The organism is Duganella levis, assembly GCF_009857605.1.
Classification (GTDB): domain Bacteria; phylum Pseudomonadota; class Gammaproteobacteria; order Burkholderiales; family Burkholderiaceae_D; genus Rugamonas; species Rugamonas levis.
On record NZ_WWCT01000005.1, the window covers coordinates 279,649 to 304,447 of the forward strand.

General features: G+C 63.0%; 22 protein-coding genes. 4 read left to right on the top strand and 18 right to left on the bottom strand.

Annotated elements, in window-relative coordinates; translation table 11 throughout:
- Nucleotides 1–12: 12 nt before the first annotated feature.
- From astD to GTP69_RS09370, 5 genes are all read right to left on the bottom strand, one after another.
- A complete protein-coding gene (gene astD / locus GTP69_RS09350; RefSeq protein WP_202424350.1) occupies nt 13–1,494 on the bottom strand; it encodes a succinylglutamate-semialdehyde dehydrogenase in 1,482 nt (493 codons plus the stop codon).
- Entirely contained in the window at nt 1,487–2,542 is a 1,056-nt protein-coding gene (astA, locus tag GTP69_RS09355; protein WP_161054623.1) for an arginine N-succinyltransferase, read from the bottom strand. The genes astD and astA overlap by 8 nt, the downstream gene beginning before the upstream one ends.
- A gap of 14 nt (nt 2,543–2,556) precedes the next feature.
- The gene (locus GTP69_RS09360; protein WP_161054624.1) at nt 2,557–3,594 is read right to left on the bottom strand and encodes an arginine N-succinyltransferase; all 1,038 of its coding nucleotides are present in this window, start codon (nt 3,592–3,594) and stop codon (nt 2,557–2,559) included.
- Nucleotides 3,595–3,713: 119 nt separating this feature from the next.
- A complete protein-coding gene (locus tag GTP69_RS09365) occupies nt 3,714–4,955 on the bottom strand; it encodes an acetylornithine/succinyldiaminopimelate transaminase (RefSeq protein WP_161054625.1) in 1,242 nt (413 codons plus the stop codon).
- A 230-nt stretch (nt 4,956–5,185) separates the two neighbouring features.
- Entirely contained in the window at nt 5,186–6,124 is a 939-nt protein-coding gene (locus GTP69_RS09370) for a GlxA family transcriptional regulator (RefSeq protein ID WP_161054626.1), read from the bottom strand.
- Nucleotides 6,125–6,250: 126 nt separating this feature from the next.
- Here GTP69_RS09370 and GTP69_RS09375 point away from each other — a divergent pair, with 126 nt between their 5' ends.
- From GTP69_RS09375 to GTP69_RS09385, 3 genes are all read left to right on the top strand, one after another.
- Nucleotides 6,251–6,670: a MarR family winged helix-turn-helix transcriptional regulator gene (locus GTP69_RS09375; protein ID WP_229260868.1), complete on the top strand. Its 420-nt coding sequence runs from the start codon at nt 6,251–6,253 to the stop codon at nt 6,668–6,670.
- An 18-nt stretch (nt 6,671–6,688) separates the two neighbouring features.
- Entirely contained in the window at nt 6,689–6,970 is a 282-nt protein-coding gene (locus tag GTP69_RS09380; RefSeq protein ID WP_110845555.1) for a hypothetical protein, read from the top strand.
- A 90-nt stretch (nt 6,971–7,060) separates the two neighbouring features.
- On the top strand, nt 7,061–7,897 hold the full coding sequence (locus tag GTP69_RS09385) for an HDOD domain-containing protein (RefSeq protein WP_161054628.1): 837 nt from the start codon (nt 7,061–7,063) through the stop codon (nt 7,895–7,897).
- A 139-nt stretch (nt 7,898–8,036) separates the two neighbouring features.
- Here the strand turns inward: GTP69_RS09385 and GTP69_RS09390 are convergent, their stop codons facing one another.
- From GTP69_RS09390 to queA, 12 genes are all read right to left on the bottom strand, one after another.
- Nucleotides 8,037–8,654, bottom strand: a complete 618-nt coding sequence (locus GTP69_RS09390; RefSeq protein WP_161054629.1) for a glutathione S-transferase family protein — start codon at nt 8,652–8,654, stop codon at nt 8,037–8,039.
- 61 nt (nt 8,655–8,715) lie between these two features.
- Nucleotides 8,716–9,411 (bottom strand): helix-turn-helix transcriptional regulator, encoded by a 696-nt coding sequence (locus GTP69_RS09395; RefSeq protein ID WP_202424351.1) that lies wholly within the window; start codon nt 9,409–9,411, stop codon nt 8,716–8,718.
- 9 nt (nt 9,412–9,420) lie between these two features.
- Complete coding sequence (eutC, locus tag GTP69_RS09400) at nt 9,421–10,209, bottom strand: ethanolamine ammonia-lyase subunit EutC (RefSeq protein WP_161054630.1); 789 nt, start codon at nt 10,207–10,209, stop codon at nt 9,421–9,423.
- The gene (locus GTP69_RS09405; protein ID WP_308494419.1) at nt 10,202–11,623 is read right to left on the bottom strand and encodes an ethanolamine ammonia-lyase subunit EutB; all 1,422 of its coding nucleotides are present in this window, start codon (nt 11,621–11,623) and stop codon (nt 10,202–10,204) included. The genes eutC and GTP69_RS09405 overlap by 8 nt, the downstream gene beginning before the upstream one ends.
- Nucleotides 11,571–12,920, bottom strand: coding sequence for an ethanolamine permease (eat, locus tag GTP69_RS09410; protein ID WP_161054631.1), 1,350 nt, complete (start codon nt 12,918–12,920; stop codon nt 11,571–11,573). The genes GTP69_RS09405 and eat overlap by 53 nt, the downstream gene beginning before the upstream one ends.
- Before the next feature lie 72 nt (nt 12,921–12,992).
- Nucleotides 12,993–15,089, bottom strand: a complete 2,097-nt coding sequence (locus tag GTP69_RS09415) for a tetratricopeptide repeat protein (RefSeq protein ID WP_161054632.1) — start codon at nt 15,087–15,089, stop codon at nt 12,993–12,995.
- A 22-nt stretch (nt 15,090–15,111) separates the two neighbouring features.
- Nucleotides 15,112–15,705: a hypothetical protein gene (locus GTP69_RS09420; RefSeq protein WP_161054633.1), complete on the bottom strand. Its 594-nt coding sequence runs from the start codon at nt 15,703–15,705 to the stop codon at nt 15,112–15,114.
- 62 nt (nt 15,706–15,767) lie between these two features.
- Complete coding sequence (secF, locus tag GTP69_RS09425; protein ID WP_161054634.1) at nt 15,768–16,790, bottom strand: protein translocase subunit SecF; 1,023 nt, start codon at nt 16,788–16,790, stop codon at nt 15,768–15,770.
- A gap of 15 nt (nt 16,791–16,805) precedes the next feature.
- Nucleotides 16,806–18,674, bottom strand: a complete 1,869-nt coding sequence (gene secD / locus GTP69_RS09430; RefSeq protein ID WP_161054635.1) for a protein translocase subunit SecD — start codon at nt 18,672–18,674, stop codon at nt 16,806–16,808.
- 59 nt (nt 18,675–18,733) lie between these two features.
- Nucleotides 18,734–19,075 carry a preprotein translocase subunit YajC gene (gene yajC, locus GTP69_RS09435; RefSeq protein ID WP_110845564.1) on the bottom strand — a complete coding sequence of 114 codons (342 nt, stop codon included), beginning with the start codon at nt 19,073–19,075 and terminating at the stop codon, nt 18,734–18,736.
- A 71-nt stretch (nt 19,076–19,146) separates the two neighbouring features.
- Entirely contained in the window at nt 19,147–20,286 is a 1,140-nt protein-coding gene (tgt, locus tag GTP69_RS09440; protein WP_161054636.1) for a tRNA guanosine(34) transglycosylase Tgt, read from the bottom strand.
- A gap of 3 nt (nt 20,287–20,289) precedes the next feature.
- Nucleotides 20,290–21,315, bottom strand: coding sequence for a tRNA preQ1(34) S-adenosylmethionine ribosyltransferase-isomerase QueA (gene queA, locus GTP69_RS09445; protein WP_161054637.1), 1,026 nt, complete (start codon nt 21,313–21,315; stop codon nt 20,290–20,292).
- A gap of 71 nt (nt 21,316–21,386) precedes the next feature.
- Here queA and recG point away from each other — a divergent pair, with 71 nt between their 5' ends.
- Entirely contained in the window at nt 21,387–23,453 is a 2,067-nt protein-coding gene (gene recG, locus GTP69_RS09450; protein WP_161054638.1) for an ATP-dependent DNA helicase RecG, read from the top strand.
- 112 nt (nt 23,454–23,565) lie between these two features.
- On the opposite strand, the gene GTP69_RS09455 is transcribed toward recG, so the two are convergent.
- The gene (locus GTP69_RS09455) at nt 23,566–24,777 is read right to left on the bottom strand and encodes an MFS transporter (protein WP_161054639.1); all 1,212 of its coding nucleotides are present in this window, start codon (nt 24,775–24,777) and stop codon (nt 23,566–23,568) included.
- Between the last annotated feature and the right edge of the window lie 22 nt (nt 24,778–24,799).

A 24,799-nucleotide genomic window follows, 5' to 3' on the forward strand; every position in this document is an offset into this window, starting at 1 on the left:
GAGGTGCTGCCTTTAGAAGTGCATGCCCGGCGAAAGCTTCGCTGGCATTTCAAGTACGTTGTTCTCAATCGATGCGACCGGATAGGCGCAGTAGTCCGCCGCGTAGTAGGCGCTTGGACGGTGATTGCCCGACTGGCCCACGCCGCCGAACGGCGCGCTGCTGGCGGCGCCGGTGGTTGGACGGTTCCAGTTGACGATGCCGGCGCGCGCGCGCACCTGGAAAATCTTCCACAGCTTTTCGTCGTTGGAGATCAGCGCCGCGGCCAGGCCGAAGGCGGTGTTGTTGGCGGCGTCGATGGCGCTTTCAAAATCCGCCACGCGGATGATTTGCAGAAGAGGACCGAACCACTCCTCGTCGGGAATGCCTTTGGCATCGGTGACATCGACGATGCCGGCCGAAACGAAGCCGCTGTTGACGTCCAGGTGTTTCATCTCCAGCAGCAGCTTGCCGCCGCGCGCGACCAAATCGGCCTGCGCCTGCACCAAACGCTTGGCGACAGCGGCCGACACCACTGGTCCCATGAACGGCGCCGGTTCGGCGTCGGACGCGCCGACGGTCAAACGGCTGGCCACATCGACCAGACGCGCGACGATGGCGTCACCAGCCGCGCCAGCCGGCAGGATCAGACGGCGCGCGCAGGTGCAGCGCTGGCCGGCCGAGATGAAGGCCGACGAAATCGCCATGAACACGGCGGCGTCGAGTTCCTTGGCATCCCAGATCACCAGCGGGTTGTTGCCGCCCATTTCCAGCGCCAGCATCTTGCCCGGCTGGCCGCCGAATTGTTTATGCAGCGCGGTGCCGGTCTGGCAGCTGCCGGTGAACAGCACGCCGTCCAGCAGTTTGCTCTGGCCCAGCGCGATGCCGGTTTCGCGGCCGCCGTTGACCAGATTCAGCACGCCGTACGGCAGGCCGGCCTTTTCCCACAGCTGCACCGTCTTGATGGCGGTGCGCGGCGCGTATTCGCTTGGCTTGAACACCAGCGTGTTACCAGCGATCAGCGCCGGCACGATGTGTCCATTCGGCAGGTGGCCGGGGAAGTTGTAAGGACCGAACACGCCGAACACGCCGTGCGGACGGTGACGCAGCACCGCTTCGCCATCGGCCACCTTGTTGTGCGATTCGCCGGTGCGGGCGCCGTAGGCCTGCACCGAGATATCGATCTTGTTGGCCATGGTGGCCACTTCGGTGCGCGACTCCCACAGCGGCTTGCCCACTTCTTCGGAGATCAGCAGCGCCAGCTCCTCGGCATCCTGCTTGAGCAAGTCGCGGAAGCGGGTGCAGACGGCGATGCGGTCTTCCAGCGGCGCCAGTGCCCACGCATCGAACGCGGCGCGCGCGGCGGTGGTGGCCTGCGCCACATCCACTGCGGTCGATTCGTTGCTGGACCAGGTCTGCTGGCCGGTGGCCGGATTGATGGTCACCAGTTCGGCGCCGCTGCCGGCGATCCATTCGCCGTTAATGAAGTTGCTGATGTTTGCCACGGAGTTAGCCATTGTTCTTCCTCGGATTGAGAGTCAAGGTGCGCACGGTGTCGCCGCTGCGGCAATGCAGGAGCTGCTGCTCCGCTTCCGGCAGGGCGACGACGCCGTTGACCGGCATCGCCTGCGACAAAATCATGCGGAAATCTTTAAGCGTGGTGTTGGAGACCAGCATAGGCTCGGCCGCAACGCTCTCCGGCGCGCAGGCGGAATCCCAGTCGGTCGCCGGGCCGATGTCGGCCAGCGTGCTGTCGCGCATGGCGCGCAGTTCGGACACGCGCGCCTGCAGCACCGGGCCGGCGTCGAAAATATCGACGTAGCCTTCGAAGTACATGCCTTCCTGCTCCAGCAGGCGGCGCGCCGGCGCGGTGGACGTATGCACCTTGCCGATGACTTCCTGCGCGTCGTCCGGCAGATAAGCCACGTACAGCGGCTGGCGCGGCATCAGTTCGGCGATGAAGGACTTCTTGCCGACGGCGGTCAGCGCATCGACGTGGTCGAAGTCCATCTTGAAGAAGTGGCGGCCCAGCCCTTCGTAGAACGGCGAACGGCCGCTCTCCTCCTGGTAGCCGCGCATTTCGGCGATCAGCTTTTCGGTGAACAGGTGCGGGAACTGGGCGATGAACAGGAAGCGGCACTTCGACAGCAGCTTGCCGTTGTTGCCGATGCGGTAGTCCGGATGCAGGAACAGCGAACACAGTTCGGTGCTGCCGGTCAGGTCATTCGACAGGTACAGCGTGTCCATGCGGGTGAACACATCCAGCTCGCGGCTGGAGTGCACCAGCGTGCCGATGCGGTAGTTGTAAAACGGTTCGGTCAAGCCCACCGAGCCCTTGATGGCGCACACGCCGGCCAGGCGGCCGCTGTCGGTATCCTCCATCACGAACATGTAGTCGCGCTCTTCGGGCGGGATGGTTTCGGCAAACGAGGCCACGGCGATGTTCAGGCGGTCGCCCATCATCTTCATGTCCGGCTTGAGCGTGGTCATGCCGCTGCCTACCTGGGTGGCCATCACATACAGGGCATCGAGGTCGGTGGCTTGGATTGCGCGTACAACTAGCATAGGGGTTCTCGTTTTTATATTCGGACGCAGATGACGGTATCGCCTTCGGCGATATGCAGCGCGTCCTGTACATCCAGGGACAGCGCCACGCTGAGTTGCGATTCCAGCGCCGGGCAATGCGTGATGACGACGCGGAAGTCATGTTCGGACCCGGACGACACGGCGTAGCGCAGCTGCGGCTCGCGGCCGCGGTCCGGCGTCTCGACCGACGTGGAGACGCGGCGTTGCAGCGCGCCGGTAAAGGTGCGCAGCGAATTCTTATGCGCCTGCAGGATCGGGCCGCCGTCGAAAATGTCGATGTAGTCGTCGGCTTCGAAGCCTTCGGCGGTCAGCAGGTTGAACGCCAGCTCGCCCGATGGATGGATCTGGCCCATGGCGGCTTGCGCGTCGCCCGGCAGCAGCGGCACGTAGACCGGATAGTGCGGCATCAGTTCGACGATCAGCGTGCGGTTGCGCGCGCCGCCGATGGTGCGTTCGGCGTCGAGGAAGTCCATCTGGAAGAATTTTCGGCCCAGCGCATCCCAGAACGGCGAGCCGCCTTCGCTGTCGGTCACGCCGGCCAGCGGCACGAAGAAGCGTTCCGAAAAACGGTGCGGCGCCAGCACCGCGAACATCAGGCGCGCGCGCGACAGCAGCGCGGCTTCCGGCGTGCCGTGTTCGCGCTCGCCGACGAAGAACGACGACAGCTGCGAGTAGCCGGTCAGCTCGGAGCACAAGGTCAACGCGTGCACGCTGTGGCTGATGTTGAGGTCACGCGAGACCTGCTGGATCACGTCGTTACGGAAGGAGAAATAGGTGCCGTTGGAGCCGGCGGCGGCAAACATGGCGGCGGTGCCGACGATCTGTTTTTCGGCCAGCGATTCCAGCACCATCAGGTAGCCCTCTTCGCTCGGGATGTCGACATGCGCGGCGAAGGAGGCGATCGACAGTTCGACCATGGCGCGGATCTTTTCGCGCGTCTTGGGCAAGGTATGCACTCCCGGCATAGGGACTGCGGACAGCGCCTCAAGCGCTGCAATATCCGCAAGTTCGACCGGACGGACTACATACATAAAAACTCCTTAGTGAACGTAAAAACGTCATTCCCGCGCAAGCGGGAATCCATACTGAGCCACAACGGCCGCGTTCTATGGATTCCCCGCCTGCGCGGGAATGACGGCAATAGTGGTACTTAAGCTTTCAGCAGGCCATCCAGCGACAGGCGCAGGATGCGGTCCGCTTCGGCGATCTGTTCGTCGGTGACGATCAGCGCCGGCGCCAGGCGCACCACGTCCATGCCGGCGATCAGCACCATCATACCGTTGGCTTCAGCGGCTTTCTGGATATCCTTCGAGCGGCCTTTCCATGCATCGGTCACTACGATACCCAGCAGCAGGCCGGCGCCGCGCACTTGCGTGAACACTTGCGGGTAGTCGCCGATCAGCTTCTCGATGGTCGCGCGCAGCTTGTTGCCGGCTTCCTTCACGCGCGCCAGGAAGGCTGGCTGGTTGATGGTTTCCAGCACGGTCAGCGCCACGGTGGCGGCCATCGGGTTGCCGCCGTAGGTGGTGCCGTGCGAACCGACGCTCAACGTGGCCGCCAGTTCGTGGGTGGTCAGCATGGCAGCGACCGGGAAGCCGTTGCCCAGCGCCTTGGCCGAGGTCAGGATGTCCGGCACGATGCCGTAGCTCATGTAGTGGAACAGCTCGCCGGTGCGGCCCATGCCGGACTGCACTTCGTCGAAGATCAGCAGTGCGCCGGTCTTGTTGCACAGGTCGCGCAGCTCTTGCAGGAATGCCTTGTCGCCCGGCACCACGCCGCCTTCGCCTTGCAGCGGCTCAACGATCACGGCGCAGACATCGTCACCGATGGCGGCGCGGGCCGATTCGATGTCGTTGTAGGTGATGTGGTCGATCGACGGTGGCAGCGGCTCGAAGCCTTCGGTGTATTTCGACTGGCCGCCGACCGACACGGTAAACAGCGTGCGGCCGTGGAACGACTGGTAGCACGAGATGATGCGCGATTTCTGCGGACCGAATTTGCCGTGGGCGTATTTACGAGCCAGCTTCAGCGCGGCTTCGTTGGCTTCGGCGCCGGAGTTGCAGAAGAAGGCGCGGTCGGCGAAGGTGGCTTCGGTCAGGGCCAGGCCCAGGCGCAGCACCGGCTCATTGGTGTAGCCATTGCCCAGGTGCCACAAGGTGTTGGCCTGGCGGGTCAGCGCCTCGACCACGATAGGGTTGCAATGACCCAGCGCGGCCACGGCGATGCCGGAGGTGAAGTCCAGGTAGTGCTTGCCAGTCTGGTCCCACAGGTCCAGACCCGAGCCTCGGACCGGTACCATCGCTGCCGGTGCGTAAGTCGGCACCAGGACTTCGTCAAAGGTCTGACGGGTCACAGGACGGTTGAGAGCGGTCGTATCTACTTTGGCATTCATGGCATTCCCTATCAATATGTGGGTCATGCGCGGCACAACGCCGCGTGGACCCATTATAAAAACCGGGATGCTAAAGTTCTTTTCAAATGGCGACAAGAATTTTTACTTTTGGCCGCAAAGTAAACTTGCCAGAACAACACTCCGGGGTCAGGTCCGGCACTTGGACACGAGCACAGCTGTAGCGTCGCTACAGCTGTGCTCGTGTCCAAGTGCCGGACCTGACCCCGGATTTAGGACTGTAATTTGCGCTGGCGTTCTTCGCGCGGGGTGTTGCCGAACAGCGCCCCAAAAGCGGTGGAGAAGTGCGAACCGGACGAAAAGCCGCACATCAGCCCCACCTGCACGATCGAATGATTGGTGTCCAGCAACAGCTGGCGGGCCCGTTGCAGCCGCAGTTCCAGGTAGTAGCGCGATGGCAGGCTGCCCAAGTATTGCTTGAACAGCCGCTCCAGCTGGCGCCGCGACAGGCCGACCAGGTTGGCGATGTCGTCGGTCGACAGCGGTTCCTCGATATTGGTCTCCATCAAGGTCACCGCTTCCGACAGGCGCGGCTGCAAGGCGCCGAAGCGGGCCTGCAAGGCCACCCGCTGGCGCTCTTCCGGCCCGCGCACGCGCTCCACGCACAGGCTTTCCTTGACGGTGGCCTGCACGCCGGCGCCGAACAGCTGTTCGATCAGGGTCAGCGCGAAGTCGATCGAGGCGGCGCCGCCGCAGCAGCTCAGGTGGCGGCCGTCCAGCTCGAACAGGTGCGGGGTCAGGATGGCGCGCTCGGTGATGTCTTCGGTATCCGCGTACAGCGCCCACGGCAGCGCGATGCGCACGCCCGCCATCAGCCCGGCCTTGGCCAGCCACAGCACGCCGGCGCCGACGCCGCCCCAGTACTCGGCCGAACGGCAGCGCTCGATCACGGCGCGGCACTGCTCGGGCGGCAGCGGTGTTTGTTGTTCGTCCGCCACCAGCAAGGCCAGATGCCAACCGGGCTGGGCCAGCACCACCTGGGCCGGCGTCATGGTCTCCAGTTGCAGCACATCGCGCCCCAGCTGGGCGGCGGCCAGGCGCAGCGGCTGCACCAGTCCCGCCCAGGTAATGGCGTCCGCCTCGCCGGCGTTGACCAGCAGCATACGCAAGGGGTGCTGCTGGGCGAGGCTGGATAAATTTGCAAAGGACATCGGCTATTCTTATCAATCTTGACGTTTGGCATAGTGTACCCCGCCGGAAAGCCGGATGCGAAGCGGCTATAATCACGTCTTATGGGTGAACGATACTTGAAAAGCATCCGGCTACTAGCTGAATGCATGCAAGGCTATGAACGGCTCTCCGGCGAATACGTGCGCCGGAGCGGCTTGACGCACGCGCAGTTCGACATTATCGCCACGCTGGGCAATACGCCCGGCATGTCCTATAAAGAACTGGGCGACAAGACGCTGATCACCAAGGGTACCCTGACCGGGGTGATCGAACGGCTGGAGCAAAAAGGCCTGGTCGAACGTCAGCGCAACGACTGCGACAAGCGTTCTTTCTTTGTGCGACTGACCCCGGAAGGCGAACGGACCTTCTGTACCGTGTTCCCGGAAGTCATCGCCAACAGCGGCAAAATGTTTGCGGCCTACACCGACGACGACTTTGCGCGGCTTGAAAAAACGCTGTCCGAACTTAAAACTGTCATCATGGCTGGTCAGACGGAGCCCGCTCCGTCCAGCCGCGATTGCGACTAAAACACCAAGGAAACAGATTTGAAAACCTCTCTGCTGGACGGCATTAAGCCTGCCAAATTCGACAAACACATCATCGCCAACCTGCTGCTGGACGTGGCGCCTGCGGACGAAGTGCGCCAGGAAGCCCTGATCGTCGGCGTGCGCAATGCCGACGGCGAAATCTACCGCCTGATCGGCGCCTCCACCCACAACAGCTTCATGAACGCGGTCGAGGAACTGTTCGACCTCGGCCTGAGCGACGAGCTGCAAGACACCGACGAACCGGTGGAAGGCTGCGACGCCATCTTCAGCGAGCAATAACCAATTTGGCTTGTGGGCGGAAACAGACGTCTGAAAAAGTAATACCTGGAAAAGTTCCATGCGGCAATATTCCGAGTATAATTTTTGACAATGGACAGACTCGACGCCTTCAAGACCATCGCTGCTCAAGCGAGCCGGGGGGAACTCACCTTCCCGGCCAACGTCAACGCCTCGCTGCGCTTGCAGCAGGCGCTGAATGATCCCGATTGCCACATCGAATCAGCTGCCAAGCTGATCCAGGCCGACCCGTTGCTGGCCGCGCGTAGCGTGGCGATTGCCAACTCGGTCGCCTACAACCGTTCCGGAACCGAAATCTCCAGCGTGCGCGCGGCCGTGCAGCGCCTCGGCGTGCGCACCCTGCAATCGCTGGTGGCGGCGCTGATCGTGCGCCAGATCGGCAGCCAGGTCACCGAGCCGGCGCTGGCCGCCAAGATCAACCAGTTGTGGGAGCACACCGCCCATGTGGCCGCGTTGTCGCAGGTGATCGCACGCCGCGTCACCCACGTCGATCCGGATACCGCGCTATTTGCCGGCATCATGCACGAGGTGGCCGGGTTCTACATGCTGTCCTGCGCCGGTGCTTATCCGGAGGTGATGGAGGGCGAGCCGGAAGACTGGGTCGAGCATGGCGAAATCGAGATCGGCCGCGGCGTCATGACCCATCTGGGCGTGCCGGACGGCGTGTTCAAGGCGATTGAATCGATGTGGGTCGGCCTGCGCGCACTGCCGCCGGAGACCTTGGGTGACACGCTGCTGCTGGCCAACGACCTGTCCCCGGTGCACTCGCCGCTGTATCAGCGTCCCGGCGCTACTACCCTGCAAGGCGCGCGCACCATCGACTTCGTGGTCGGCGACGGCACGCTGCACGCCATCATGACCGAGTCGGCAGAAGACGTGCAGTCGCTGTACGCGGTGCTGATGCTGTAAAAAAAAAAGCCCGCTGGGCAGCGGGCAAAGTCCAAAACTAGGGATCTCCTCCAGAGGAGACGAGTCCAGAATACTGCCCTTCCCCGTCCTGCTCTGTGCGCTACTTCACATAAGCGTATTCTTTTTGCAATCAGCAAGATCACCACACCGGCATGGTGTGCTTCCAGACTTCCAGTTCCGATACCCGGCCGAACCACGCCATCAGCTTGGGATACTGGGTCAGCGGCAGCTTGGCTTGCTGAAGGTAAGTCAGTGACGGCGCGATCGCCAGGTCCGCCAGGCTGAGCTTGTCGCCGACGATCCACTCGCGGCCGGCCAGATGCTGTTCCAGTACGGCGGCAAACGGCGCCAGCAGACGGCCGGCGCGTTCCAGTTCATCGGCGTCCGGACCGCCCTTGCCGATCAGGCCTTTCCAGATGTGCTCGAAACCAAACATGCCAATTGGCGGTGCGAAGTGCTGCACGGTCCACATCATCCAGCGGTTGATGTCGGCGCGGATCAGGATGTTGTCCGGATACAGCGTTTGCCCGTGGGTACGGTCGGCCAGGTATTGCATGATGGCGCAGGACTCGGTCAGCGTGAACTCGCCGTCCTGCAGCACCGGCAGCTTGTTGTTGGGATTGAGCGCAACCAGGCGGCGGCGGTCTTCCGGGCTCAGCAAGCTGACTTCGGTCAGCTCCAGCGGCGTGCCCATGTGCAGGGCGGCCAGCATCACGCGGCGGGAACAGGTCGACATAGGGTGGTGATACAAGCGCATGGTGCAGTCTCCGTTGAGTGGTTGAGGACTGCATCGTAGAACCATGCTGCGACAGTTTTTGTCAGGAGTCGTCGCTGATATTGTGCTCGGCGCGCCAGGTCTTCAGCAGCTCGTGACGACGCGCTGGATAGCGCTCCTGCATCGACTCCGCCGCCGCGATGCGGTCGATGCGGAAATGGCGGAACGCCAGCCGCAATTCGCACCACGCGGCCAGCAAGCGCTTGCCCTCGAAGAAGGCCAGCGCGAACGGCCACACCACCCGCTCCGATGGCGCGCCCTGCTCGTCGCAATAGGCCATGCGCAGCCGGTGCTGGTAGCGGATCGCCTCGCGCACCGGACGCACGTGGACGTCGCTGGCGGCTTGCCGGTCGGGGCCGATTGGCACCCACAGGCTGGTGTCGGCCATGTCGTCGCGCAGGTCTTTGGGCGTGGCGGCGGCGATCTTGGCCAGCGCGTTGCTGGCAGCCTGCGCCAGCGCTTCATCGCCCTGGCGGCGTACCCAGCGCGCGCCAAGCACCAAGGCCTCCAGCTCGTCGGCGCCGAACATCAGCGGCGGCAGGAAGAAGCCGGGCTTGAGCATGTAGCCGACACCAGCCTCGCCGGCCAGCGGTGCGCCGAGACCAGTGAGGGTCTGGATGTCGCGGTAGATGGTGCGCTCGGAGACGCCCAGCTGTTCGGCCAGGCGGGCGGCGGTGACGGGACGGCGATAGCCGCGCATGGCGTCCATTAGCATGAAAAGGCGGCCGGTGCGGCTCATGATACTGTCTCACTCCAACAAGAAATTGCGCCGGGGCGCCTCCAGGTCGGCGCTCTCGCTCGCGGTTTCGTCTTTCAGTGCGACGCCGGAAAGCTGGCGGCGGCGTGCTTCGGACAACAGGTAGTGCAGCTTGAACGCTGCCGCGTCGCAGGTCAAGCCCGCCGGGCGGACATTCGAGATGCAGTTGCGGCTGGCGTCGGTGAGGCCGGGGCGTGGCGCCCAGGTGAGGTACAGGCCCATGCTGTCCGGGGAGCTAAGGCCGGGACGTTCGCCGATCAGCACCACCACCGCTTGGGCGTCGAGGAGGTGGGCGATTTCGTCGCCGATGGCGACGCGGCCTTGCCGGACGATGGTGATCGGCGCCAGGCGCCACTGCTCGGCAGACAGACGAGCCATCAACGCGCGAATCAGCGGCGCGGCATTCTGCTCAATCGCCAGCGCCGACAGCCCATCAGCGACCACCAGCGCGAGGTCGTAGCGGGCGCCTGCGGCGGCCAGCTTCGCGCGCGAGGCGTCGTCCAGACGGCGACCGAGGTCGGGGCGTTGCAGGTAGGTGTTGCGGTCCGTCGCCGCGCTATGCAGGCTTATACATGGCAAGCCGCTGGCGGCATGCAGCGCCTCGCCCAGCGCCACCGGATCAAGCGCCAGATGCACGGCATCGCGGGCACGCGCATGCGCCAGCTGGAACGCCAGCTGCGGCGCCGTCGGCTGACTGACGCCGCTACGCCCCAGCGCAATCCGCGCCGCCGTGAACTGCCGCAGCGCGCCCCACGGATTGCTGGTCACCGGCTTATCCATGCGCCGCCAACCGCAGCAAGGCTGTATTGAAAGCCGGTGGCAAAGCATCCGCCAAGGTAAAGCGCGCATCGCCGGTAACGATGCCCATCGCCTGCAACCACGCCTCAAACTCCGGCGCCGGCTTCAGCCCCAGCACGCGCCGCACATACAGCGCATCATGGAACGAGGTGCTCTGATAATTCAGCATGATGTCATCCGATCCCGGCACGCCCATGACGAACGTGCCACCGGCCGCCCCCAGCATGGTCAGCAGCACATCCATATCATCCTGATCCGCCTCCGCATGATTGGTGTAGCAGACATCACACCCCATCGGCAAGCCAAGCAGCTTGGCGCAGAAATGATCCTCCAGTCCCGCGCGCACAATCTGCTTGCCGTCATACAGATACTCCGGCCCGATAAAGCCCACCACCGAATTCACCAGCAGCGGCTGGAAGCGCCGCGCCACCGCATACGCGCGCGCCTCGCAGGTCTGCTGATCGACGCCGTGATGCGCATTGGCCGACAGCGCACTACCCTGCCCCGTCTCGAAATACATCACGTTGTTGCCCACCGTCCCGCGCCCGAGCGACAAAGCCGCCTGCCGCGCCTCCTCCAACAGCGACAGCGTCACGCCGAAACCCGCATTCGCCGCCTCGGTGCCGGCAATCGACTGAAACACCAGATCCACCGGCGCGCCACGCTCGATGGCGGCGATGGTGTTGGTCACGTGCGTCAGCACGCAGGACTGGGTCGGAATCGCATAACGCGCAATGATCTCATCCAGCATCGACACCAGCTTGATCACCTGCGGTACATTGTCCGTGGCCGGATTGATGCCGATCACCGCATCGCCGCTGCCATACAACAGGCCATCAAGCAGGCTGGCCGCGATGCCGCTGGCGTCGTCGGTCGGGTGATTCGGCTGCAAGCGCGTCGACATGCATCCCGCCAGCCCTATCGTATTGCGAAAGCGCGTGACCACGCTGCACTTGCGCGCTACCAGCACCAGATCCTGCACCCGCATGATCTTGGACACCGCCGCCGCCATCTCCGGCGTAACACCCGGCGCCAGCGCGGTCAGTGCCGCACCATCAGCCGCATCGCTCAGCAGCCAGTTGCGAAAGTCGCCCACCGTCAGATGCGACACGCGCGCGAAGGCTGCCGCATCGTGCGTATCGACGATCAGCCGCGTCACCTCATCCTGCTCGTAAGGCACCAGCGCCTCGTTGAGGAAGGTGGCCAGCGGCAGCTCGGCCAACGCCATCTGCGCAGCGACGCGCTCCTCGGCGCTGCCGGCCGCCACACCGGCCAGATAGTCGCCCGAGCGCGCAGGCGTCGCCTTCGCCATCAAATCCTTCAGATCGCGGAACAAATAGGTCTTACTGCCGACCTGGTGCGAGTAGCCCATCACGGTCCCTTCGGAAAAAACCATAACCCAGCAACAGCATCACCGCAAACACACAGAAGATCAGCCCATTGTAATAGATCATGGTCGCCATGCAGACCAGCGCCCCCACCAGTGCGATGGCCGGGAAAAGCGGATAGCACGGCGCGCGGAACGGCCGCGCCATCGCCGGTTCGTCGCGCCGCAGCCGGAACAGCGCCAGCATGCTGATGATGTACATGGTAATCGCGCCGAACACCGACAGCGTCACAATATTCGCCGTCAGCGTCTGCCCGCCCAAGGTAATCAGCTGATCGCTGTAGATCGCAGCGATGCCCACCACGCCGCCGGCCAGAATGGCGCGATGCGGCGTCTTGAAACGCGGATGAATCTTGGCAAAGTACGACGGCAGATACGCCTCGCGCGCCAGTGCATAAATCTGCCGCGAGTACCCGAGAATGATGCCGTGGAAGGACGCGATCAGACCAAACAGTCCAAGCCACACCAGCATGTGCAGCCAGCCGCTATGCTCACCAACGATCAGTTTCATCGCCTGCGGCAGCGGATCGTTGATGTTGGCCAGCTTGGTCCAGTCGCCGGCGCCGCCGGCAAACACCATGACACCCAGCGCCAGCAGCACCAGCGTCGCAATCCCGGCGATGTAGGCGATCGGCACCGAGCGCTGTGGATCGCGCGCCTCCTCCGCCGCCATCGCCACGCCCTCAATCGCCAGGAAGAACCAGATGGCAAACGGAATCGCCGCAAACATGCCGGGAATCGCCGCCAGCGTGAAGGCATCCTGCCCGGACCAGCCGCCCTTGACGAAGTTCGCCGCCGAAAATCCCGGCGCGACCACGCCCATGAACACCAGCAGTTCAAAAATCGCCAGCAGCGTCACCAGCAGTTCAAAGGTTGCGGCGATCTGCACCCCGAGGATATTCAGCGTCATGAAGACCAGGTAGGCGCACACCGCCGCCGTCTTCGGCTCGACCTGCGGGAACTGCACATTGAGATAGGCGCCGATGGCGAGCGCAATCGCCGGTGGCGCAAATACGAATTCGATCAGCGTGGCGGCGCCGGCCAGATAGCCGCCCAGCGGCCCGAAGGCGCGCTTGCTGTAGGCGAACGGCCCGCCGGCGTGCGGAATGGAGGTGGTCAGTTCAGTAAAGCTGAAGATGAACGCGGTGTACATCGCGGCGATGAACAGCGCCGTCACGGTGAAACCCAGCGTGCCGGCGGAGGCCCAGCCATAACTCCAGCCGAAGTATTCGCCCGAGATCACCAGGCCAACCGCAATGCCCCAAAGTTGAAACGTGCCCAGCGTCTTCTGTAAAGTAGCTTGCATGCGTTGCCTCCTGTCCCGAGATCAGAAAATCATGCAATCCTCATGCCAGCCAGCCGCACAGAAGTGGTGCAATTACAGGTCGATCTGCGGCGCCTGCACGTTGTACTGTTTGAACTTGGCCAGCATTTTGTCCATCTCCGCGCGGTACAGGGCTTTCTGCTCGTCGGTGCCGGTAAAGACCAGCTTACCCTCGCGCTTGAGCTTTTGCAGCAATGATCCAGCCTGTTCGAAATCGCGCTGCGCTTCATCGAGACGGCCGAGACCTTCGTAGGCCAGGCCGCGATAGTAATACGCCTCGAAATAATCCGGCTGATGCGGCAGGCCGGTGGTCAGCGCCGTCACCGTTTCGTCGTAACGCTTGAGCGCCAGCAGCGCCCGCGCGCGATGGTAGTACAGCGGCATATTCGGGCCGCCGGTGTAGATGCGCATGCCGATCGGTTCCGCCTTGTCCAGCGCGCGCAGCGATTCTTCCATATAGCCCTGCTTGCGCGCGACCGCGCTGGCGAAATACAGCAGGCCGCGATACAGCGTGTCTTCGCGCTTGCGGATGTCGGCGGCGGCCTGGCGCACGCGTGGCTCGCTGCTGTGGGTCAGGCAGTCGGCGTAGCCTCCTTCACCGTTGCGCCAGGTCTGGTAGACGCGCTTGTCGCCGGCACGGCGCAGCACCGCGTCCATCGTGGGATAGTCGCGCGCCTGGCAGGCGAAGTTGGCGTAGGCGTTGAGATTCCAGGCATCCGGATAGCGCGCCACCAGCGCCTCGAAACTGGTCTTCATGGTATCCCAGTCCACCAGGCTGGCCGGGTCGTCGAACAGCTTGCCCTCGTAGACATCGCGGTTGGCGTACCAGTAGACGCGCGCATACATCGCGGCCGCATCGGCGCCGCCGGCCTTGCTGCCGCGCCGGGCGATTTCGTCGATTTCGTCCGGCGCGGCGTGCCACATGGCGCTGCCGTATAGCGCTGCCGTGAAATATGTTTCGTGATAATCGGGATACAGAGCGATGGCCTTGTCCAGCGCCGTGCGGTTGGTCAGCGCGCGTAAATTGTCGCCCCAAGGCGTCAGTGTCATGCGGACGCGGAACAGCTCCGGGTCCTTATCCTTGAGCAGCTGCTTTTCGGCGTAGAACAGCACCGCGTTGCCCTCCTCGATCGCAGCCAGCATGCGCTTGATGTCTTCCTTGGGAACCGTGTTGTAGAAGCCGTTGCCGCGATACGACAGGCCGCGCGCCAGCAGCACGTAGGCGTGGAAGATGCGCGCCGCGCCGGACGTTGGCGCCTGCTTTTCCCAGGCCTTGGCGCCGGCTTCCCTCTTGGCCCAGTACTCGGGCTCGCGGCTGCGGCCGGGGAATTCCTTGAGCTGGTTGTAGAAGATCGCCAGTTTCCACACACCGCTGGGTGTGCGTTCCTGCGACCTGAGCAGCTTGTTGCGCAGCGCGTCCAGCTTATTGTAGTCGGACTTGACTAGATAGCCTTGCACTTCCTCGATCAACGCGCTGCGCGCCTTGAGTTCCTTTTCATCGTCGACCTCCGTCGCGATGGTTGGCTCCGACGCCACCGGTCGCGCGGCCGCGACGCCATCGCTCGCCACCGCGCGCTGCAAGATCGCCACCAGCCGCCCCGCCTCCGGCCCCTGCGCAGCCGGATCGAGTTCCGTCAGGCTGACCGGGCGCTGCAGCACCTTGCCGTCGATGTAGGCGCTCAGATAGCCCATGTAATTCATCAGCACCGGCTTGCCCTGGCCGAAATAATTGGCGTCGCCCACCGCGCCCTGGCCGGCCGGCGGACGCGGATCGGGCGTGAGCATGATCTGCCGGATGGCGTTCTGCACCCGTTCGCGGTCCAGCGTCTGGCACGGCTGCTTCAGCGATTGCGGATGGAACGGGCAGGCCTGCGCGCCGCTGCGGGTGACGATGAACCACGTCGCCTGCGCATCGCCGGCATGGATATCCGGCCGCTCGATCAGCAGCGACGCCTCGATCGGCTCGCCCTTGTAGGCCGCCAGCCTGTCATGGATCGGCCGCTGCGGATGCTGCTGCGGCCAGATGCGCATGAACTCATTCTCCGCGATCGGATGGTCGCGCAGCGCCGACTGGTAGCTCAAATCCCAGGGCAGCTCGGCCGCCTGCGCGGAACAGCACAGCAGCAGGGCTGCCAGTAATCGGTAAGGCATCAAGATATCTCCGGGTGTCTGGTTATTCGCGATTGCGACGGCCTAGTTCCTCGACCGACTTCACGGCGCGCGCCATCACTGCCGCCAGCAGCGGCGTGCCGTCACGCTGCCACTCATCCAGCTTCAGCGGACGTTGCAACGCTTTGCCATCCTGGTACACGCTCAAGAAGCCAAAATAGTAGGTCTTGTAATCCTGCGCGCCGGCAGTGCGAACGGGCGGCGGTGGATCGGGCATCGCCATCACTTCGCGGATGATGTCCTGCGCCACCGGCCGTTCCATGGGATAGCAGATTTTCTGCTGGAGCGGCAGGCTGCGCTCGTCAAAGGCGCACCACTGCGCATCATCGCGGGTGGTGTAAATCCAGGTGGCCAGCGTATGCGAGGAATGCGGTCCCGGTTGCTCGATCAGCAGCGACGATTCGATGCGCGGCCCAGCATATTCCTTCAGCAGTTGATGAATCGGGCGTTGCGGATACTTGGCCACCCAATCTGCCCAGCCCTCCTGGGCGGCGGCCGGATGCTGGCGCAAGGCCGACTTGTAACTCAGGTCCCACGGCAATTCGGCCGCCTGCGCGGAACAGCACAGCAGCAGGCCGGCCAGTAATCGATAACCCATAAAAAAAATCCCCCAGGCAAAAATGCACTGGGGGATTCTACTAGCAATTTGATAACACTGATTTACACTACAGCGCCATCCGTTTCGTCTTTTTCCTTGACCGGCTTGATCAGGTCTTCACGCTTCACGCCCAGCCACATGGCGACTGCGGCGGCCACGAACACCGACGAGTAGATACCGAAGCAGATACCGATGGTCAGCGCCATGGCGAAGTAGTGCAACGTCGGACCGCCCAGGAACAGCATCGACAGCACCATCATCTGCGTACAGCCGTGGGTGATGATGGTACGCGAGATGGTCGAGGTGATCGCGTTGTCGATCACTTCATGCACCGACGCCTTGCGCTGCTTGCGGAAGTTTTCGCGGATCCGGTCGAAAATAACCACCGACTCATTGACCGAGTAGCCCAGCACCGCCAGGATACCGGCCAGCACGGTCAGCGAGAATTCCCAGTGGAAGAAAGCGAAGAAGCCGAGAATGATCACCACGTCGTGCAAGTTGGCGATAATCGCGGCGACTGCGAATTTCCATTCAAAGCGCACGGCCAGGTAGATCATCACGCCGATAATCACCATCACCAGCGCGTTGAGGCCATTCTGGGCCAGCTCGTCACCCACCTGCGGGCCGACGAATTCCACCTTCTGCAAACCGACCAGCTCGGCGCCGGCGGCGTCGGAGCAAGCCTGCTTGACCACGTGCTCGCCCTTGGCGGTCACGGTGTCGATCTGCTTCATGGCGCCGCTTTCGGCCTTGCACAGCGCATCGTACACCTTGGCCGAAGCGGCGTTGGAGGTGATGCCCTTCACCACCGGCAGACGCAACATCACGTCGTGGGCGGTGCCGAAGCCAGTGGCTTCAGGCTGCTCGTAGCCGATGCTTTCCAGCGTGTGGCGGATCCGTTCCAGGTTCGCCGCGTCCTTGTATTTCAGCTCCATCACGGTGCCGCCGGTGAACTCCACGGAGAAGTTCAGCGGACGGGTGATCAGGAAGAACACGGCTGCGACGAAGGTCAACGCCGAAATGGCGTTGAACACCAGCGCGTGGCGCATGAACGGAATGTCTTTTTTAATGCGGAAAAATTCCATGCTCAGTGCCCCTGGTTATTTCTGACCCGGTACCCAAACGGTACCGATGGCGATCGATTGCAGCTTTTTCTTGCGGCCGTACCAGAGGTTGACCACGCCACGCGAAACAAACACGGCGGAGAACATCGAGGTCAGGATACCCAGCGTGTGCACCACGGCAAAGCCGCGGATCGGACCGGAGCCGAACACCCACAACGCCACGCCGACGATCAGCGTGGTGACGTTGGAGTCGATAATGGTGGCCCAGGCGCGGTCGAAGCCGACGGAAATCGCCTGCTGCGGCGAAGCGCCGGAACGCAGCTCTTCCCGCACGCGCTCGTTAATCAGCACGTTGGAGTCAATCGCCATACCCAGCGCCAGCGCGATAGCGGCCATGCCCGGGAGGGTCAAGGTCACTTGCATCAGCGACAGGATCGCCAGCAGGAACAGCAGGTTGCAGGCCAGCGCGAACACGCTGAAGAAGCCGAACATCATGTAGTAGACGATCATGAAGATCGCGATGGCCGCGAAGCCGTACATGGTCGAGTGGATACCCTTGTTGATGTTCTCGGCGCCCAGCGCAGGGCCGATGGTGCGTTCTTCGATGATGTCCATCGGCGCCGACAGTGCGCCCGAGCGCAGCAGCAGCGCCAGTTCGGCCGCGTTTTCCGCCGTGCCCATGCCGGTGATCTGGAAGCGGCGTCCCAACTCCGATTGCACCGTGGCCACCGACAGCACTTCGCCCGGCTTGCCCTTCTTCTCGAACAGCACCATGGCCATTTTCTTGCCTACGCGGTCGCGGGTGGCGTCCAGCATGCGGCGGCCGCCGTCGCCATTCAGTTCCAGACCTACGGCCGGCTGGTTGTTCTGGTCGAAACTGGCCACGGCGCTGGAGATGTAATCACCGGTCAGCACTACGTCCTTGTACAGCACCACCGGTACGGCTTTGCCTGAGGTGAACAGTTCCGAGTTGAACGGAATCGCTGCCGACAGTTCGGTGCCCGGCGTGATCGTTTCGTCGACCATGCGCACTTCCAGCGTCGCAGTGCGGCCGATCACGGCGCGCGCGCGCGCCACGTCCTGCACCCCTGGCAGCTGGACCACGATGCGGTCCGGACCTTGCTGCTGGATCACCGGCTCAGCTACGCCCAGCTCGTTGACGCGCTTGGACAGGGTGGCGATGTTCTGCTTGACGCCGTCATCCACGGTTTGCTTCAGCGCCGCCGGTTTCAGGGTCATCACCGTTTTCAGGTCGCTGCCGTCGCCGGAATCGGCAAACAGCAGGTCGGTCATCTCGCCGCTCAATACCGCCTTGGCCTTCTGGCGGGTGGCGTCGTCGCGGAACTTGATTTCGATGGTGTTGCCGACCTTGTCGATACCGGCGTGACGCACGTTTTTGTCGCGCAGGATCGAGCGGGACGCAGCCTGCATGCCCAGCACACGCTTGTTCAGCACGGCTTCGCTGTCGACCTGCATCAGGAAGTGCACGCCGCCGCGCAAGTCGAGGCCGAGGTACATCGGCAGCGCGTGCAGGCTTTGCATCCATTTCGGCGTATCGGCCTGCAGGTTCAGCGCCACCAGGTAGGTAGGATCTTCCGGATCGGTGTTCAGCTCTTTTTCCAGCACCGATTTGGCGTGGAACTGAATGTCCGGGGTGGCGAAGCGCACCCGTACCGAGGCGTAATTGCCGGTGCCGTCAAAGGCGATGCCGTCGTTGGCGATGCCGGCCTTGGTCAGCACGTCGGCCACCTTGGCGGTCATGTCCGAGCTCATCTTGACGGTCGACTTGCCGCTGGTGACTTGCACCGCCGGCGATTCACCGAAGTAGTTCGGCACCGTGTACAGCGCACCCAACAGGATGGCCACCACGATCACTATGTATTTCCAGACTGGATAACGATTCATATAGCTCTAACGTTCAATGGAGACGTCAAAAGGCCCGCGCAGGCGCGGGCCCCGGGGAATTACAGGCCTTTCAGCGTGCCGTTTGGCAGCACCATCGTGATCGAATTCTTTTGCACCACCAGCTCGGCGCCGCTGGAGATTTCCAGGGTCACGTAAGCGTCGGAGATCTTGGTGATCTTGCCCAGCACGCCGCCGGCGGTCACCACTTCAGCGCCCTTGGTCAGCGCTTCCATCATGGCTTTTTGTTCCTTGGCGCGTTTTTGCTGAGGACGGATCATCAGGAAATACATGGCCACGAACATCAGAATCAGGAAACCATACTGGCCCAGGAAGCCACCGCCGCCGCCGAGGGCTTCGAGTGGGTTGGATTGAGCATAAGCATTGGAAATGAAGAAGGACACTGGTGACTCCGATATCTATAGTTTAAAAAACAGCGCTGTATTCTAGCACTGGCAGAACGGCGTTACGACTTTTACACCCCACGCGCGCGATCGGCGTGGAATTGCTGCACCCACGCCGGGAAACGGTCGGCGTCCAGCGCATCGCGCATTTGCTGCATGATGTCCAGGTAATAGTGCAGATTGTGGATGGTATTCAGGCGCGCACCGAGGATTTCCTGGGTGCGGTTCAGGTGGTGGTGATAGGCGCGCGAGAAGTTCTTGCAGGCGTAGCAGGAGCAGGTGCTGTCGAACGGCTCCTTGTCTTCCTTGTAACGGGCGTTCTTGATCTTGATGTCGCCGTAGCGGGTGAAGATCCAGCCGTTGCGGGCATTACGGGTCGGCATCACGCAGTCGAACATATCGACGCCGTTGGAGACGCCGGCCACCAGGTCTTCCGGCGTGCCGACGCCCATCAGGTAGTGCGGCTTGTTGGCCGGCAGTTTCGGGCCGACGTGTTGCAAGATGCGCATCATGTCTTCTTTCGGCTCGCCGACCGACAGGCCGCCGATGGCCAGGCCAGGGAAGTCGATTTCCTCCAGGCCGGCCAGCGATTCATCGCGCAGGTTCTCGAACATGCCGCCCTGCACGATGCCGAACAGCGCGTTCGGGTTCTCGCCACGGTGGAATTCGTCGTGCGAACGCTGGGCCCAGCGCAACGACATGCGCATCGACTTGGCGGCTTCGTCCAGCGTGGCCGGGCGCTTGTCGATTTCGTACGGCGTGCATTCGTCGAACTGCATCACGATGTCGGAATTCAGCACGCGCTGGATCTGCATCGACACTTCCGGCGACAGGAACAGCTTGTCGCCATTGATCGGCGAGTTGAAGTGCACGCCTTCCTCGGTGATCTTGCGCATCGCGCCCAGCGAAAACACCTGGAAGCCGCCGGAATCGGTCAGGATCGGCTTGTCCCAGCCCATGAAATCGTGCAGGCCGCCAAACTTGGCCATGACGTCATTGCCCGGACGCAGCCACAGGTGGAAGGTATTGCCGAGGATGATCTGGGCGTTGATTTCCTTCAGCTCCAGCGGCGACATGGCCTTGACCGAGCCATAGGTGCCAACCGGCATAAAGATCGGCGTTTGCACCACACCATGATTCAGCTTGACTTCGCCGCGGCGGGCCTTGGTCACGCCGGTGGTGTCCGTCTTGTGCAGCTTAAATTCCAACATTGCTTATTCCTTATTGTTCGTCGTCAGCAGCATGGCGTCGCCGTAGCTGAAGAAGCGGTATTCATTGGCGATCGCGTGGGCGTAAGCCTTGCGGATCTCTTCATAGCCGGCGAAGGCCGACACCAGCATCAGCAGCGTCGACTTCGGCAGGTGGAAATTGGTGATCAGACGCGTTACGGTCTTGAACTGGTAGCCGGGCGTGATGAACAGCGCCGTATCCGCGCTACCCGCTTCCAGCTGGCCGCCCTGCGAGGCCGACTCCAGCGCGCGCAGGGAGGTGGTGCCCACCGCCACCACATCGCGGCCGGCCGCGCGCGTGGCGCGCACCGCGTCCACGGTTTCCTGCGGCATGGTGTACCACTCGGTATGCATCTGGTGATCCGCCAGCTTTTCGTGGCGCACCGGCTGGAAGGTGCCAGCGCCCACGTGCAGCGTGACGTAGGCGAAGTTGACGCCCTTGGCCTTCAGCTTTTCCAGCAGCGGCTCGTCGAAGTGCAGGCCGGCGGTCGGCGCGGCCACCGCGCCCGGCACCTTGTTGAACACCGTCTGATAGCGGTTCTCGTCGAATGAATCGGCGTCGTGCTCGATGTACGGCGGCAGCGGCAGGCGGCCATGGGCTTCGATCAGGTCGAACACGTCGGCATCGAAATGCAGCGTGAAGAACTCGCCGGCGCGCTCGCCGACAGTCACGTCGAAGGCGTCGGCCAGGCGCATTTTGGTGCCGGCCAAAGGCGAACGCGAAGCGCGCACCTGTGCCAGCACGGTGCGGTTATCCAGCACGCGCTCAACCAGCGCCTCGACCTTGCCGCCGCTTTCCTTCGTGCCGAAGAAACGCGCCTTCAGCACGCGGGTATTGTTCATCACCAGCAGGTCGCCCGGCTGCAGCAGATCGAGAATATCGGCGAACTGGCGGTCGATAATCTGCTCACCGTCCAGATGCAGCAGACGGGAAGCGCTGCGGTCAGGCAGCGGGAATTGCGCAATACGCTCTTGCGGCAAGTTAAAATCGAAATCGGAAAGCGAATACATGTGCGGACTCTGTTAAACAAAAATACGGTAGGCCTTACAATAGCGGCGGCCAACCCTCTATTTTACGCCATATGCCTGTTTCACCGTCTAAAACTGCTAAAAAAACCGTCAGCGCTGAGGCCAAACTGGCCAAATTGGGCTTGCACACCGATATGGACCTGGTGCTGCACCTGCCCATGCGCTACGAGGACGAAACCCAGGTCATCACCATCGAAGAAGCCCGCCTGCACGGCGGCGACACCTCCCAAGTTGAGGGCATTGTTGTAAAAAACGAGATCGCCTACAAGCCAAGACGACAATTATTAGTGCATATCAGCGACGGCACCGGCGATTTGCAGCTGCGTTTCATGAATTTCTACGGCAGCCAGGTCAAACAGCTGGCCGAGGGCACGCGGATACGCGCGCGCGGCGAGTTGAAACACGGCTTCTTCGGCGCCGAGATGGTGCATCCGGCCTATAAAGTGGTCAACGAAGGCGCTCCGCTGCCAACGTCGCTGACGCCGGTGTATCCATCCGGTGAGGGCCTGTCGCAGCCGGTGCTGCGCAAAGCCATCCGCGACGCCATGACCCGCGTGGACTGGAGCGACACCCTGCCCGCTTCGCTGCGGGCGCAATTGCAGCTGTCCGACCTGGAACCGGCGGTGAAGCTTTTGCACTATCCGCCGCAGCAGGTGGACAACCACGCGCTGGCCGACCGCTCGCACCCTGCCTGGACACGGGTCAAGTTTGACGAGTTATTGGCGCAGCAGCTGTCGCTGAAACGCGCACAACGCGCGCGCCGCCTGAAAGGATCGCCGGCGCTGACGATGATCGGCGCGCTTTCGGAGCAGTTTCAGGCCGGCCTGCCTTTCAAGCTGACCAACGCCCAGCAAAAGGTGCTGAACGAAATCCGCGCCGACCTGCGCCAGCCGTTCCCGATGCAGCGGCTGCTGCAAGGCGACGTTGGCAGCGGCAAGACCGTGGTGTCCGCGCTGGCGGCAGCGCAGGCCATCGACAGCGGCTACCAGGCCGCGCTGATGGCGCCGACCGAGATCCTGGCGGAACAGCACTTCCGCAAGATCGCCGCGTGGATGGAACCCTTGGGCGTGAAAGTCGCCTGGTTGAGCGGCAGCTTGAAGAAAAAGGACAAGCAGGCAGCGTATGACCTGATCGAATCCGGCGAAGCGCGGCTGGTGGTGGGCACGCACGCGCTGCTCCAAGAGGTGGTGACCTTCCAGAATCTCGGGCTGGTGATCGTCGACGAGCAGCACCGCTTCGGCGTCGGCCAGCGCCTGGTGTTGCGCAACAAGGGCAACGAAGGCGAAGTGCCGCACCAGCTGATGATGTCGGCCACGCCGATCCCGCGCACACTGGCGATGACCTACTATGCCGACCTGGAAGTCTCGGTCATCGATGAACTGCCGCCGGGCCGCAGTCCTATCGTCACCCGCACCATCGACCAGAATCGTCGCGACGAAGTGATCGAGCGTGTGCATGCGGCGGCGCAGGAAGGCCGCCAGGTCTACTGGGTCTGCCCGCTGATTGAAGAATCGGAAGCGCTGCAACTGCAAACCGCCACCGACACCCACGCGCTCCTGGCCGAAGCGCTGCCCGACCTGCATATCGGCCTGGTACACGGCCGCCTGAAGACGGCGGAAAAGCAGGAAGTGATGGACGCCTTCATCGCCAACGAAATGCAGGTGCTGGTGGCCACCACGGTGATTGAAGTTGGGGTTGACGTGCCGAATGCGTCACTGATGGTGATTGAGCACGCCGAGCGTTTCGGCCTGTCGCAGCTGCACCAGTTGCGCGGCCGTGTTGGCCGGGGCTCGGCGGCATCGGTGTGCTTGCTGCTGTATCAAAGCCCGCTGGGCCAGATCGCCAAGCAGCGCCTGATGACGATGCGCGAAACCACGGACGGTTTTGAAATCGCCCGCCGCGACCTGGAGATACGCGGTCCCGGCGAATTCCTCGGCGCCCGCCAGTCCGGCCAGGCCATGCTGCGCTTCGCCGACCTGGAAACCGATAGCTGGCTGGTCGACCAGGCGCGCGACGTCGCCCACGACCTCCTGCACGCCAACACGCCTGAAAAAGCCGCCACGGTGGAAGCCCACCTGGCCCGCTGGCTAGGCGGCCGCGAAGAATTCCTGAAAGTCTAGAAGCACAGGTAAATCCGGTTGGCGACATCCACCACAAAATCCGGCTGCAAATAGGCGGCGAACACCAGCGCCAGCACGCTGGCGATGGCGGCGCGCAGCAGCCAGGTTCTCATCATGCCGCCTGCATGCGCGCCAGCGGGCGCTCGTTGATCGGCAGATTGACCAGGCCCGCCATCACGCCCAGCCCAATAGTGATGCCCCATACGACGTCGTAATTGCCCTGCAACGCGTACAGATAGCCGCCCAGCCACACGCCGAGGAAGCTGCCCAACTGGTGCGAGAAGAACACGATCCCGGCCAGCATCGACATATGCTTCACGCCGAACACGCCGGCGATGATGCCGTTGGTGAGCGGCACCGTCGACAGCCACAACACGCCCATCGCCGCCGCAAACAGATAGACCGTGATCGGCATCAATGGAGCAAGCAGGAACAGCGTAATCGCCAAGGCGCGCGCGAAGTAAATCGCCGACAGCAGGTAGCGCTTGGGCAGGCGTCCACCCAGCTTGCCGGCGTAGTACGAGCCAAAAATATTGAACAGTCCAATCAAGGCCAGTGCCATGACGGCGACGCCGGGATTGGCGATGCCCTTGTCCTTCAAATACGCCGGCATGTGCACGCCGATGAACACCAACTGGAAGCCGCATACAAAATAGCCGGCCACCAGCAGCAGGAAGGAACGGTTGCTCAGCGCCTCGGCGGCGGCTTCGCGAATGCTTTGCTGCGGACCGTGGGCATGCGTCACCGCCGGCTCGCGCAGATAGAAGGCCATCGGCACCATCAGCGCCACCAGCAAGACGCCCAGTATGTAGAAGGCGTTCTGCCAGCCGACTGCGGAGATCAGTTGCTGCTCGATCGGCATCAACATGAACTGGCCCAGCGAACCGGCCGCGCCGGAGATGCCGAACGCCCACGAGCGCTTTTCCGCCGGCGCCACGCGGCCGATGATGCCGCTGACCGCGCCGAACGCGGTACACGCCAGTCCCAGGCCGACAAACAGCCCGGTGCCCAGCACGAATAAAGTAGGGTCTTTGACCAGCGCCATCCAGAACAGGCCGGCGGCATAGCTGACCGCGCCGACCAGCACCACGCGCATGGTGCCGAAACGGTCCGCCGCCATGCCGGCGAACGGGCCGATGGCGCCCCACATCAGGTTCTGCATGGCTTGCGCCAGCGAGTAAGTCTCGCGCGTCCAGCCGTGGGCTTGGGAAATCGGCTGCATCCAGAAGCCGAAACCGTGGCGCACGCCCATCGCCATCGTCAGCACGACGCCGGTGGCAAGCAGCACGGTTTTCAAGGAAGGTGCGCGGTCCGCGACGAACATGGTGTATCCCCGTTGTTAAAAT